Genomic DNA, 14809 nt, shown 5'->3' with positions numbered 1-14809 from the left:
TTCTATTTCTTTTTATTGGTCATCACCTCGAGTACCTTGCGGTCGGTCTCTAGCATACCGTCACGGCCAATCTCGGCCAGAGTGCGAATGCAGTCATCTATGTCGTCCTCCACGATGCCCTCTACTACTTTGACGTAGTTGTTTTGCATCGCCATCATGGCAGCTATGAGCCCAGAGCAGATACCCGTAGAGGCCTTGAGACTACAGCTTGGTTTGGCGCCGTCGCAGATCATACCCGTTACGTTGCCGATCATATTCTTGATGGCGTAGCTCGATTGCTCTTTAGTGCCCCCCATTAGGTAGACGATTGCTGCCGAGGATCCTATGCCCGAGACAACCATGCCACATAGGCAGGATAGGCGGCCTAGTAGCTGTTTGATGTAGACGACCAGCAGACCACTCATCATTAGGGCTCTAGTTGTCCGCTCCCGATCGCACCCTTGACTCTCGGCGAAGGTTAAGACGGGTAGGGTAGCGGTGATGCCTTGGTTACCACTGCCAGAGTTGCTCATCACGGTAACGGGGGCACCGTCCATACGGGCATCGCAGGCGCCACTAGTATAGCTGAGCATATGGGCAAGAGGGCTGGATCCGAAAAATTTCTGCCCCATATCTCCTTGGATCAGTTTGCCTACACCATGCCCGAAGTTACCCTTGAGGGCATACTCCCCTACACGCTTGTTTTGCTGAGCTGCCTCGTGGATGAAGTCAATGTCCTCTAGGGGAGCTTGAGTTGCATACTCGTAAACGAGGGAAAACGTAAGGGGGATATCCTCCTCGTTGATGCTCGTTACTTGCTGTATCGTTTCGGAGCAGCCGACGAATGTGCCCTGCTCCTGCTTGGGTAGTCTATCCTCTCCGTCGAGTTGTAGTTCTTTGAGAGATATATGTGTCCGCTCAATGACCGAGCGAGCCTTGTGGCCAGCGTTGTCACGGGCTATGACCTCTACGTATAGCTTATCTAGATCCGGAGTGTCCTTCAGATGGGTATGCATTAGCCCCTGCTCGACCATTTGATTGGCTTGATTTAGCTCCTCTTGGGTGAAGTGGTCTAGTAGCTCTAGCTGACGCTCGGGGGCCTTGAGTACAGCTCCTAGGGCGATAGCTATGGGGATACCTATTTGCCCAGTGCCGGGGATTCCTACTCCCATGGCATTCTTGAGCATATTGGCGCTAAGCCAAACTTCTATATCTGTGACTTTCTGGGGTAGGAGTGCCACCGCATACGCCACCGCTAGAGCGACACAAGTAGGTTCAGTACAGCCTGTTGCTGGCACGACCTCACGGCGTATGAGTTGGTTAATTCGGCTCAAGGTTAGCTGATCCATATACGATCTCGACTGTTTGAGTGATACTTCGTGTTGTGATGTTGAGTAACTTTTTATTCGGTAAAGATACGAAGGTTTTCGATACTCGGAGCGCCTGAATTGTCTTTGTAGATTTCACTTCTGCAGGCTTGTCGATGTATCGAATTGGGTTGGCTGATGCGGCGTGTAGATATAGTACTATGGGCGATGCGGCATCATCATGTAAACTGCTGTGTCGACTGCGACATTTGTGCCAAATGGGACTCTTCCTTGGTTGATGAGCATACAGGTCTGCTCTCTTAGCTCTTAGTTTTCCCCCTAGCGCCTTATAGATACAGACGTCCCTCGACGTGAACCGTGGCGCAAATGAGTTTTGATTTAGCTTCTTTCCTGTTAAGATATGTAAATGAATAGTCCTTGGATTTGCTCGACCATGAGTATAGATCTAAGTAGATTAGTGGGGCTTTGAATAAGAATTGATGGGGAAAACGATCTGGATTGTAGGACTAATTCGCCACGATGTGTCCACTAATCCGAAAAGATTGATGGGAAGAAATGCCGCAATTTAGACTTTGAGTAGATAAAACCTCTGCTTGTTGGATTGTATTTATTTGATTGCTAGTGTTTTGTCATGAGGTCGTTTTAGAGGGTGCTCCCCTTTGCCTAAGCCCCAAGTGCCCAAATGAAGTTAGACGCCATGTGGAGCCTTCTAGGGGGCAAATATGAGGTCTATGTTTTTTAGTTCAATCATACTCGCATTTTCTCATCAACATTCTGAAATCTGGTCTAAATTCTAAAATCTGAGACCATTGCACAAGTCCATTCTATGAGTTTGTCTCTCCTTTCGTTAGGTTTTCTGAGTTTAGAAAGGTTCTCGAGCTTGGATATTAGCAGCTCTTTCTGCCCGTTTCGAGGAGAAGTATCCTCGAAGCGGGCACTTCTCTACTTATTTGGTTGCTTGTGCTTGAAGGTGTCAAATAACCGTAAAATCCCCATCCCCGAGGGATATTTCCCTCGGGGATGGGGATAGGGGGATAGTATTCAAGGCTCCCAAAGCCGCTCAAACACGCAAAAAACACCGAGAAAGATACAAGAAACCTTGAGCGGTGCATTGCGCAATAGTCTCAAATAACCTTTGTGTGCGCCTGTTCCCTGCTACGTCGATTTCTCGGGACTAGCTCAAAGTCCAAAGACAGCAGGTGCCTTTGCCCTATAGGGAATGGCTTCGATGTGTATAACTTTTTACTCGACTAGGGGAGCTTTTTCAGCTTATCTTGGCTATCTTTGTTAGCAAAGGATCGGCGAACTAAAAATGCCATATCGCATCGTTTTTTGAGCCTCCAGTATGGAGAAAAAGAGATCAATAACAAACGTCTAGTATTCACAAGTAATATTGTTAGCTTATGTCGGACAACTTACTACGAGTTACCAAGCGTGATGGTAACTCAGAGGCTTTCAACGCCGATAAGATATACCGCGCCATTGTCAAGGCTTATCGTGCGGCATCAATCCCCGAGAACGAAGAAGGGTTGAGGCTCATCATCGAGCATATCAAACAGATTGCAGAGGAGTCTGTTGATCAGGCTATCGCTGTAGAGGAGATTCAGGATATTGTCGAGCGAGAGCTTATGCGCCTCAATCCCGACATTGCCAAGCGATACATCATATATAGAGAGTGGCGTACCGTGGAGCGTGAGAAGCGCACGAAGCTCAAACACACCATGGACGGCATCGTTGCCATTGAGAAAAACGATGTCAATCTGGGCAATGCCAATATGAGCGCCTATACGCCTGCGGGACAGATGATGACTTTCGCCTCGGAGGTAACCAAGGACTACGCCACCAAGTATCTGCTCTCTCCTCGTTATTCTAGGGCACACGCCTCGGGAGATATTCATATCCACGACCTAGACTACTACCCTACCAAGACCTCTACGTGCGTTCAATACGACCTAGAGGATCTATTCGAGAGAGGCTTCCGCACCAAGAACGGTAGTATTCGTACTCCACAGAGCATTCAGAGCTATGCCACACTAGCGACTATTGTCTTCCAGACTAACCAAAACGAGCAGCATGGAGGACAGTCGATACCAGCCTTCGACTTTTTCATGGCTCCCGGGGTGCGCAAAACCTTCCGCAAGCATCTACTAGAGCGCTTGCTCTTCATACTTGAGCTCAAGCAAAATGCCTCCGCCGAGCAACTCAAGATCTATCGAGGAAGCCTCAAGGCAAAGCTGATGATGCTTGTGCCTAACCTAACCAATAGTAACCACGAGGCCGAGCGTCTGAGAGAGGGACTAGAGAGCGAGGGATTTACTTTTGCGCTCAATGAGATACAGCACACCCTAAGCAGTGCTTATGAGCGCACTCGTAGAGATACCTATCAGGCGATGGAGGGCTTCATTCACAACCTCAACACGATGCACTCACGTGGGGGCAATCAAGTCGTGTTTAGCTCCATTAACTATGGTACAGATACCAGCCCAGAGGGGCGTATGGTCATTCAAGAGCTCCTCAAGGCTACCGTAGAGGGGCTAGGCAAGGGCGAGATCCCTATCTTCCCCATTCAGATCTTCAAGGTCAAGGAGGGAGTTAATTACTCAGAGGCAGACTACAGAGCTGCGATGGCGGACTTCGAGGCCGCAGAGGCTGGCAAAATTGCGTTCGAGAGCCCCAACTTCGACCTGCTGCTTGCTGCTTGTCGCACAACTTCTCATGCTCTATTCCCCAACTTTGTCTTCCTAGACACACCCTACAATCAGAATGATCTCTGGCGAGCAGACGACCCCAAGAGATATCTCTACGAGGTGGCTACAATGGGCTGCCGCACACGTGTCTTCGACAACATCAACGGCCTCAAGAGCTCTGTCGGTCGAGGCAACCTATCTTTCACTACGATGAATTTGCCCCGCCTAGCTATTGAGGCGATACAGAGCGCTCGGCAAGACTATCCCTCTGCCGACAAACATCAGCAACGAGAGCGGGCCATTCAGTACTTCTACACCTCCATTCGTGAGATGGCTAGACTGATCGCCGACCAACTCTACGAACGTTACGAGTATCAACGCACAGCACTAGCACGGCAGTTCCCCTTCATGATGGGCAATGATGTATGGAAGGGAGGTGCCAAACTTGCCCCCAGCGAGGAGGTCGGCGACGTATGGAACTCTGGCACTCTCGGCATCGGCTTCATCGGCGGGCATAACGCTATGGTGGCGCTCTACGGCGAGGGACACGGACACAACGACGAGGCTTGGCAGACCCTCTACAAGGCTATCGAGATACTTGGCGAGGTGGCCAACGAGTACAAACAGAAGTATCACCTCAACTACTCTGTCCTAGCTACACCAGCCGAGGGGTTATCTGGCCGATTTACCCGTATGGATCGTAAGCGCTATGGCTCTATACCGGGGGTAACGGATCTGGACTACTATGTAAACTCCTTCCACGTTGATGTGCGGGAGCAGATCGGCATGTTCGACAAAATCAAGCGCGAGGCCCCCTTCCACGCTATCACTGGGGGAGGGCATATCTCCTACATCGAACTAGATGGCGAGGCGAAAAAGAATGTATCCGTAATCCTGAAGCTCGTCAAGACAATGAAGGATGAGGCCATTGGCTACGGATCTATCAACCACCCCGTAGACACCTGCTCGGGCTGTGGCTATCGTGGCATTATCTATGACAAGTGCCCAGTGTGCAAGAGCGACCAAATCTCTCGCCTTAGACGCATCACGGGCTATCTGACGGGGAGCCTAGAAAGCTGGAATAGTGCCAAAAAAGCAGAAGAGCACGACCGAGTGAAGCATCGCTAGGCATCCAGCCTCTCGTTCATCTGTATGAACCTGCTGAATATCTATAAGGAAACAATTAGTGATGGGGCAGGCTTGCGCTACTCGATATATCTATCGGGCTGTACGCATGCCTGCCCGGGCTGTCATAACCCCAAGAGCTGGGACCCAGAGGCTGGCATTCCCCTATCAGATGAGATGCTTGGGGAGATTATTCGGGAGATTCGTAGCAATCCACTACTCGACGGCATCACGATATCGGGAGGTGATCCATTCTACAACCCCGACGAATTAACCATACTACTCAAAAGGCTCAAAGAAGAAACTGGTATGAATATCTGGTGCTATACCGGCTACACACTCGAGTATCTACTCTCCCACGATCGGTACAGAGCTCCACTCAGATATATTGATGTACTCGTCGATGGGCCATTTGTACAGAGCCTCTTTGACCCCACCTTGAGCTTCAGAGGTAGTAGCAATCAGCGCATCATACAGATGAAGGACATTGACCTAGACACAAGGGTCGATCAGTCACTCAAACCTTCGCAGAGTACCTCAATAGATTGAAACAAACTGTTTGACAAAAGAATATATGCAAAAAAGACACCTCCTCGCAGGCCTCATCAGCCTCGCTCTGGTAGCGACGTCTTGTACAGAGAAAGCAAGCACAAGCCTCGAGCTTGCCTACGAAGTAGACCCTATGATCGGGACAGATTGGGTGGGCAATACCTACCCGGGAGCGGCAGTGCCTTTCGGGATGATACAGCTAAGCCCAGACAATGGCTTGCCCGGGTGGGATAGGATCTCAGGCTATTACTATCCAGATAGCACGATCGCAGGCTTTAGCCACACCCACCTGAGTGGCACGGGAGCTGGGGACATGTACGACATCTCGTTTATGCCAACCATAGCACCAGTGCTCACGGCAGAGCCACCGCTAGGAGTGCATGCTAAGTTTAGCCATGACCATGAGGAGGCTCATGCGGGGTACTACTCCGTACTCTTGGAGCCATACAACATACGTGTAGAGCTCACCAGCACACCTCGTGTAGGTGTACAGAGATATACCTTCAACCAAGCCTCCGACTCGGCATGCATCACACTAGACCTGCACAAGGCGATGAACTGGGATAGGTGCACCGACAGCCGAATAGATGTCCTCGCCTTGGACAAACTACAAGGATATAGGTACTCCGATGGCTGGGCTAAAGATCAGAGGCTCTTCTTCTATACCAAACTCTCACGCCCTGCCGATAGCATTAGTCTAGAGCAAATCCGCATAAAGGACGAAGCGAAGGAGAAGTATGGTTACATTGCTAAGCTCCACTATCGGGTTCGGGCTGGCGAGAAGATTGTCATCACCACCGCCCTCTCTGGGGTAGATGGCGAGGGTGCTAAGCGTAATCACTACTCAGAGGCCAAGGACTTTGACTTCGATCGCTATCATCGGGAGGCTCGCTCGGCATGGAATACTCGACTAGGTCGCATCACAATCTCCGGCGCCACACCTCAGCAGAGGCGCACGCTCTACACCTCTATCTATCATGCCCATCTATGCCCTACGCTATACAGCGATGTAGATGGTAGATATCTGGGAGCAGATAGACAAATCCACGAGCTCCCCGAGGGGCATAGACACTACAGCACGTTCTCCCTTTGGGATACATACAGAGCGGCTCACCCTCTGTACAACATCATTGCTCCCGAGGACAATAGAGATATGGTACAATCAATGATTGACTTCGGACGTCAAAACCAAGGACACCTGCCGGTATGGAATATGTTCGCTAGCGAAACAGATATGATGATCGGCTACCACTCCGTACCAGTAATCGTGGAGGCTATCTTGAAAGGTGTCTACACGCCCACCGATGCCAAACTACTTACCAGCCTATTACGTTCCACAGCCGAGCGCTGGGACTACCGAGGTCTAGGCGACTATCAGGCTCTGGGCTATGTGCCAGCCGACAAGCATGAGGAGAGCCTAAGCAAAACTCTGGAATATATCTATGACGATGCTGCAATCGCCGCTTGGGGTAAGCACATTGGCGATAGCACACTCTACAACGATTACAAGCGAAGAGCAGGCTACTATGCCAACTTGTGGGATCAACGGACGGGGTTCTTCCGACCAAGGCTGAGCGATGGGACCTTCAAAGAGGGCTTCGATCCTTTTGAATACAGCAAAGATGTTACCGAGAGCAACGCCTACCAATATCTGATGAGTGTGCAGCACGATGTAGATGGTTTGATTGAGAGAATAGGTGGAGCAGAAGGTCTAGCCAAACGACTAGACGAGTTTTTCGGCTCCGATACTCCCAAGCATATCGAGCTGCCTATCTTCTCTACCGGTATGATTGGTCAGTATGCTCACGGCAATGAGCCCGGGCACCATGTGATCTTCCTATACAACAAGGTTAAGCAGCCATGGAGAACCGCCGAGCTAACCCGTCAGGTTTGCCAAAACCTCTACACAGACAAACCGAATGGTCTATGTGGCAATGAAGACTGTGGGCAGATGTCTGCTTGGTACGTCTTCGCCTCTATGGGCTTCTACCCCATAGATCCAGTACAAGGTCAGTACGAGCTGACTGCACCTCTGTGGTCAGAGAGCCGTATCAAGCTCCCCAATGGTAAGGTCTTTACGATCACAGCTAAGGGGCTGTCGGAGCAGAAGCGATACATCAAATCTGTAAGCATCAACGGTCAGCCTCATAAGAAGAGCTACATCACTTACAAGCAGATTATGTCTGGGGCGTCTATCAATCTAGAGATGACCGAGGAGCGAGGCATCTGCTGGTACGATTAGGGCTAGCTCACAGCAAATCGGACCAAAGCGGTGTGTCGTAGTGCGTAAGCAACATGAGACTATTGCGCAATGCACCGTTCAAAGTTTCTTGTATCTTTCTCGGTGTTTTTTGCGTGTTTGAGCGGCTTTGGTAGCCTTGAATACTATCCCCCTATCCCCATCCCTGAGGGATACTTCCCTCAGGGATGGGGATTGTACGGTTATTTGATACCTTCAAGCACAAGCAGCCCTGGCATACGCTTGAGATTGTACGCCATAGCTTCAAGGATATTCTGAGACCATTGCACGGCATTTTGCCTCTTTTCGGCTAAATGCCGTGCAATGGTTTCATAAGGGGGCAAGATTTATATTTTCGTTTATATTTCAGAAAGTTGGTGGGGAAATTTCAGATGTTTCGGTTCAAAACACACAAACCTCGTATTTGGCCTCTAGGGGGCTCTACACGGCGTCCGAGGTCATTGGGGCACTAGCCCTAGGCGAGCAAGAAAAACGTGCTTGTAGGGCTTGTTTTTAACCGTTTGTTATCTAGGTAAATACATTTGTTTTTGGAGCCTTGCTACATGGCTGAGCCTCTGTTTGGCAGATTTCTTCCCATCAATTTGGGCTGATTGTTGGGCATACTCCGAACGATTAATCCTACAATCGGAGCAGATTGATCCTTCAATTTTTTGCAGTGCTCTATGATCTATCAGCTATATAGTCCTGATATGCCTCAATTTTGGCTAGGTTTGTTTACGCTTTTTAACTAAAAAGAGTGAAGAATGAGCATATCATGTTGCTTCTGAGAGTGGATAAATCAACGAGGTTAAGTAGTTGTTAATGCTGGTAATAGTCCTTTCGATTTGATAGGTCTAATAGCCGTCTGTATGGTGTTATGGAGGCATACCCTAGTTTGGGTGCGAGCAGGTAGGCTATTGCTTGGATTATGGCTGGGAGGGGTGAGGTGTTTGCATGGCTATTGGTGTGGTAGAATGTGCCACAATCCTAGAATATTAAAGGAATGATTTTAACTTTGTGGCGAAAATTCTACCAAATAATACACTTTGTTTTTTGAAGTGTATGGCTGGTAGCCAAGAAGAGTTGATTGATTACAACTTGATTGAAAGAAGAAATTAGATGTATGAAACGTAAAATTATCATAGTCCTATGGGCAGTGTTTGTCTTAGGTTGGCTAGGAGTTGCCATGGCTTTCTACGCAATCTCCAAGGGGTGGATTGGTTACCTCCCACCGATTGAGCAGCTACAGAACCCTATTGACAAGTATGCCTCGCAGGTCATTTCGTCCGACGACAAGGTGATCGGTTCGTATGCCCACAGCGGTGATAACCGTATTTTCGTCCCTTATGAGGAAATTTCGCCAAACCTCATCAATGCCCTTATTGCCACAGAAGATGTGCGCTACCATGAGCATGCTGGGATAGACTTCAGAGGTCTAGGGCGTGCGATAGTCAAGACGGGGATTCTGCGCCAGAAAGGAGCAGGAGGGGGGAGTACCATTACTCAGCAGCTGGCTAAGCTCCTCTACACCAAACAAGCCAAGAGCCGTATGGGACGTGTCTTGCAGAAGCCTATTGAGTGGGTCATCGCCGTACAGCTAGAGCGCTTCTATACCAAGGAAGAGATCCTGACGATGTACCTCAATCAATTTGACTTTCTGTACAATGCCGTAGGGATACGGTCGGCTGCCCAGACTTATTTCTCCAAGAAGCCCTCGGAGCTTAACCTAGAGGAGGCTGCTATGCTGGTGGGTATGTGTAAGAACCCATCGCTCTATAACCCCATTCTACACAAGGATTCGGATAGACCTCTGCTACGGCGCAACGTAGTTTTTGAGCAGATGGCCAAGGCAGGTATGCTCACACAGGTAGAGGCAGACTCGCTCTCGGGACTGCCCGTAGTTACCAAGTTCCGCCGTATGACCCACAAGGAGGGGGTGGCTCCCTATATGCGAGAGCACCTAAGGCGCATCATGATGGCCAAGGAACCTAGTCGTAGCGACTATGCGTCATGGCAGATGGCACAATACTCAGCCGATAGCCTTGCATGGGAGACTAATCCGCTCTACGGCTGGTGCTACAAGAACAAGAAGAGCGATGGCTCCTACTACAATATATATACCGATGGGCTCAAGATTCACACTACGGTCAATGCTCAGATGCAGGAGTATGCAGAAGCCGCTGTGCGAGAGCACATGGCGGGGACGCTACAGCCAGCCTTCGACAGAGAGAAGCGCAACAGCAAGACTGCACCTTTCGCCTCCAACATCACGGCCGAGCAGAAGCAAGAGATTCTCAATAGGGCCATGCGTCAGAGCGAGCGTTGGCGAGCCTCCAAAGAAGAGGGAATGAGCGATACCGAGATCAAGAAGAGCTTTAGGGAGAAGACCAAGATGCAGCTGTGGTCTTGGCAGGGGGTTAGGGATACGCTCCTCACTCCTATGGACTCTATACTGCACGTCAAGAGCCTACTACGTACGGGCTTTATGGCCATGAATCCACATACGGGTGATGTACTCGCCTATGTAGGTGGCATCGACTTCAGCCACTTCCAGTACGATATGGTTGCCAATGGGCGCCGTCAGGTAGGCTCTACGATCAAACCCTACCTCTACTCGCTCTCTATGGTGGACGGCTACTCTCCCTGCGACGAAGTGCTACATGTACAGCCTCACATCCGACTAGAGAGTGGGCAGATCTGGCGCCCTCGCAATGCCAACAACCGACGCATCGGCGAGATGGTATCAATCCAGTGGGGGTTGCAGTACTCCGACAACTGGGTGACGGCAGAGCTGATGAGCCGTACAACCCCTCTTGCCTTCCGTAATCTACTCAAGAGTTATGGTCTGGCGGGGCCAATTGAGGCTACGCCCGCCATGTCGCTCGGCACTCCCGAGGCTACCGTGGGTGAGATGGTGTCGGGCTACACGACTTTTATCAACAGAGGGATACGAGTAGCGCCTCGCTTGGTAACGCATATCGAAGATCAGTCTGGTAATATCGTAGCTACCTTTAGCCCCGAGATGAGTGAGGTGCTGCCGCAGGCTGCTGCCGACAAGATGCTCTACATGCTCCAGAATGTGGTGCGAGGAGGTACTGGCTCTGGGCTGCGTAGCCGTTTCGGCCTAACTATGCCTCTAGGAGGTAAGACGGGGACGACCAATAAGAATAGTGATGCTTGGTTCATGGGCTTTACCCCAGACATCGTAGCGGGCTGCTGGGTAGGCGGAGAAGATCCGTCAGTACGCTTCAGCTCGATGGCTTTCGGTCAGGGTGCTAGAGCTGCGATGCCCATCTTTGCACTCTTCATCAAGAAGGTGTATGCCGATAAGAAGCTGGGTTATCGTACCGATGCTACGTTCAATCTACCCAACAACTTCGCACCCTGTTCGGATGCTAGCTACACGACCGATGGCTCGGTAGAGATCTTCGAGTCTGTAGCAGAGGACGAAATTATCTCGGACCTTGGCGGTACCCAGTAGTTCGGGGTTACTTATACCATAATAATAAGGGGGCTGTGTCCAAACTTGGTTTGACATAGCCCCTTTTAGTTGTATCAGAATGCATAAAATACGAAGTGCTAAGATGGAATCATGGCAGGCATGTACATCTCTAGGCGTATCACTAGGCCGAATATACGTTACAATATTGAGTATCTTTGTGGCGTTTAGCAACTAGGCGAGAGAGCTGTCTGTAGATGGCTCGACTATGTGCGACCTTTATAATATGAACGAAATAAACTCAGTTACAGAAATCAACCTACCCAAGCAGTCCTTGGAGCGTCTACGAGATTTAGTCGTGACCAGTAGTAGGATCGTTATCTTGCCCCATACAGCCCCAGATGGCGATGCTCTTGGCTCGACCCTCGCCTTGAGGAGTGTGCTGCAAAGCCTACACCCCGACAAAAACATCTGTGTCATTAGTCCCGACCTCGTGGAGCAATATCTCGGCTGGATGCCAGAGGTAGACAAGTTGCTACACTATACCACCTCGAGCGATGAGGCCATAGCAGCCATTGCCGAGGCGGATTTGCTCATTCATATGGATCACAACCAGAGGTCACGTCTAAGGTATCAGCCACTCGTTGAGGCTGTAACCAAGAGCAGTGCCCAGAGTATTCTGATAGATCACCATCTTTATCCAGAGGCAGGTTTTGCGGTTTGCTTCAGTTACCCGGGTATTTCTTCTACTTGTGAGCTGGTGCTTAGGCTCGTCCAAGCGTTGGGCTGGCAGGAGTATATTAGTCCTGCGTCTGCTACACTCTTACTTACGGGCATTGTGACCGACACGGGACGCTTTATGTATGGTTGCTTTGCTCCAGACCTGTACCACCGAGTGTCAGATCTGCTGAGTTTGGGGGCTGACTACGGCTACATCATCGATCGCCTCTCTTACCATGGGCGTATTGAGCAGTTGCGTGCCCAAGGTTACGTGCTACACGAGAAACTAGAGGTGTACCCCGAGCTACGGGCTGCTTGTTTCGTCCTCACCCAAGAGGAGATGCAACGACTAGGCGTGTCTAAGGGCGACACCGAGGGGCTCGTCAATTTGCCTCTATCGGTGGAGGGCATCGATTGCTCTTGTTTCATACGAGAGGATAGGGGGCAGATTAAGCTCTCGTTTCGCTCCACGGGCGACTTCCCTGTCAATGAGATTGCCTCGAGAGGATTCTCTGGTGGCGGACACCTCAATGCCTCTGGCGCCGAACACTATGGTAGCATAGAGGAGGCAAAAAATATCTATCTTTACCAGCTCAAATGCCTCATCGAGGAGAGAAAGAAATCATAAGCAAGTAATTAACGATACATCAGGATATGACTTTCAGTAAGATCAAGCAATACTGTCTGCTGCTACTCGCTAGCTCTGCAGTCCTTTTCACTAGCTGTAAGGAAGATAAGATCAAGTCGCTCACCGAGCTCAAGAAGGAGCAGGCTACGGCTATCAAGACCCTTATTAACCGCAAGTCTATCCGGGTGGTGGAGGCACAGGACAACGTCCTACCAGACCCTATAGACCCCAATGTCTACTACAAGTTCTCCAATGGTTTGTATATGTGTGTGCTGGATCGTGGGTTAGTCGGTAAGGAAGGCTACAAGGCTGTAGTCAATGAAACCAAGGTCTTTGTCGAGTTTAAGGGATATACCTTCACTCAAGCCAAAAGTGAGATTAGCCAATTTGATATTCTCGGTGATCCGTCCTATCCACCCGTGGAGTTTCTGTACACATACGCCTATCAGTATGGCGAAACGCACTACACGCCTCTGCCACAAACTTCACCAGTGGCCAACTTAGATCACTTTATGTGTCAGGGGCTGGCTTACCCGATGTCACTCTTGGGCAATGGGGCTCGTGTGTCGCTGATTATCCCTTTTGAGTTAGGGCCATCGACTTTCTATGCCTCAGGGATCTCTACATTCGTGGAGGAGGCTCAATATAGATTTCGCTAACAATCAAGATTAAATACCCAATTTCATAGACTTAATATGACACTCATCAAGTCAATATCTGGTATTCGTGGCACCATCGGAGCCGGCGTACGTGAGGGGCTCAACCCGATTAGTACGGCACAGTTTACCGCTGCATACGCACAGTTCATTCGTAAGTACTCGGGCAAGGATCGTCCTCGCATAGTTGTGGGGCGTGATGCCCGTATGTCTGGCCCTATGGTCAAGCAAATCGTTATAGGTACACTTATGGGTATGGGGTGCGATGTAGTAGATATTGATCTGGCTACCACCCCAACGACCGAGATGGCTGTCGTAGGCAAGCAAGCCGACGGTGGCATTATCCTCACGGCTAGCCATAATCCTAAGCAGTGGAATGCGCTCAAACTCCTCAACGACCGAGGCGAATTTATCAGCGATAGTGAGGGGAAGGAGATTTTACGTCTGGCGGAGAGCGATGAGCTCACCTTTGCCGAAGTCGATGAGCTTGGTAGTGTGGAGCAGTCTAGCTATCTCAAGGAGCATATAGATGCCGTACTCAAGGCTACGGGTGTTGATGTAGAGGCTATTCGTAGGGCACGTTTCACTGTCACCTTCGATAGTGTCAATTCGGTCGGGGGCATTGCCCTTCCTGCTCTACTTGAGGCATTAGGTGTAGCTAAGATATACCCCCTTTACGACGACCCTACGGGCGACTTTGCCCACAATCCCGAGCCTCTCCCCGAGCACCTAACAGCCATCTCTGTTGCTACACGTGAGCAGGGTGCCCATGTGGGCTTCGTAGTAGACCCTGATGTAGACCGCTTGGCGATCATCGATGAGAGAGGCGAGTGCTTCGGAGAGGAATACACTCTAGTAGCTATCGCCGACTATCTGCTAGGCTTGTCTGGCGGAGGCAATACGGTTTCTAACCTAAGCTCTACGCGAGCCCTGCGTGATGTGACTCAAAAGCGTGGCGGGCAGTACACAGCTGCAGCGGTAGGTGAGGTCAATGTGGTGACGAAGATGAAGGAAACTAAGGCGCTCATCGGTGGTGAGGGCAATGGCGGTGTCATCTACCCAGAGCTACACTATGGTCGTGATGCCCTAGTGGGTATCGCTCTATTCTTGAGCCTACTAGCCAAGAGTGGTAAGACCGTGAGTGAGCTACGCAAGAGCTACCCTGCATACTTTATGAGCAAACAACGTGTAGATCTACCTGCTCATATCGACTCGGCAGCTCTGCTCGAGCGTCTAGCCCGAGAGCAGGCTACTTCTGGTGAGATGAATCTCATCGATGGTGTTAAGATTGACTTCGAAACGATGTGGGTACACGTGCGCCGAAGCAATACCGAGCCGATTATCCGCATCTACACAGAGGCGCCTACACAGACGGAGGCTACGGAGCTGGCGGATCGCTTCAAGCAGATCCTGACTTCGTACATTTAATATACGGTGAGATACATCAAAGAAGGGCGTG

The 14809-nt window shown here is 50.2% G+C and carries 8 protein-coding genes; 7 read left to right on the top strand and 1 reads right to left on the bottom strand.

Features of this window, described 5'->3' with window-relative positions:
- Positions 1-2: 2 nt before the first annotated feature.
- Positions 3-1328, bottom strand: coding sequence for a serine dehydratase subunit alpha family protein (locus HQ48_RS06075; protein ID WP_044232394.1), 1326 nt, complete (start codon positions 1326-1328; stop codon positions 3-5).
- A gap of 1382 nt (positions 1329-2710) precedes the next feature.
- Here HQ48_RS06075 and HQ48_RS06070 point away from each other — a divergent pair.
- The 7 genes from HQ48_RS06070 (at position 2711) to glmM (ending at position 14778) form a co-directional block, all read left to right on the top strand.
- A complete protein-coding gene (locus tag HQ48_RS06070; RefSeq protein WP_044232393.1) occupies positions 2711-5122 on the top strand; it encodes an anaerobic ribonucleoside triphosphate reductase in 2412 nt (803 codons plus the stop codon).
- Between the two features lie 24 nt (positions 5123-5146).
- Positions 5147-5668, top strand: a complete 522-nt coding sequence (gene nrdG / locus HQ48_RS06065; protein ID WP_044232390.1) for an anaerobic ribonucleoside-triphosphate reductase activating protein — start codon at positions 5147-5149, stop codon at positions 5666-5668.
- Between the two features lie 25 nt (positions 5669-5693).
- Positions 5694-7910: a GH92 family glycosyl hydrolase gene (locus HQ48_RS06060; RefSeq protein WP_044232388.1), complete on the top strand. Its 2217-nt coding sequence runs from the start codon at positions 5694-5696 to the stop codon at positions 7908-7910.
- A gap of 1120 nt (positions 7911-9030) precedes the next feature.
- Entirely contained in the window at positions 9031-11388 is a 2358-nt protein-coding gene (locus HQ48_RS06055) for a transglycosylase domain-containing protein (protein ID WP_044232386.1), read from the top strand.
- Positions 11389-11632: 244 nt separating this feature from the next.
- Entirely contained in the window at positions 11633-12694 is a 1062-nt protein-coding gene (locus HQ48_RS06050; protein ID WP_044190301.1) for a bifunctional oligoribonuclease/PAP phosphatase NrnA, read from the top strand.
- A 26-nt stretch (positions 12695-12720) separates the two neighbouring features.
- The gene (locus tag HQ48_RS06045) at positions 12721-13353 is read left to right on the top strand and encodes a DUF4827 family protein (RefSeq protein WP_044232384.1); all 633 of its coding nucleotides are present in this window, start codon (positions 12721-12723) and stop codon (positions 13351-13353) included.
- Positions 13354-13389: 36 nt separating this feature from the next.
- Positions 13390-14778, top strand: a complete 1389-nt coding sequence (gene glmM / locus HQ48_RS06040; protein WP_044232382.1) for a phosphoglucosamine mutase — start codon at positions 13390-13392, stop codon at positions 14776-14778.
- Positions 14779-14809 lie beyond the last annotated feature (31 nt).

This window comes from Porphyromonas sp. COT-290 OH3588 (assembly GCF_000769075.1).
Taxonomy (GTDB): Bacteria; Bacteroidota; Bacteroidia; order Bacteroidales; family Porphyromonadaceae; genus Porphyromonas.
Note: the sequence above shows the minus strand (reverse complement) of the source record. Positions and strands in the feature narration are given on the sequence as shown.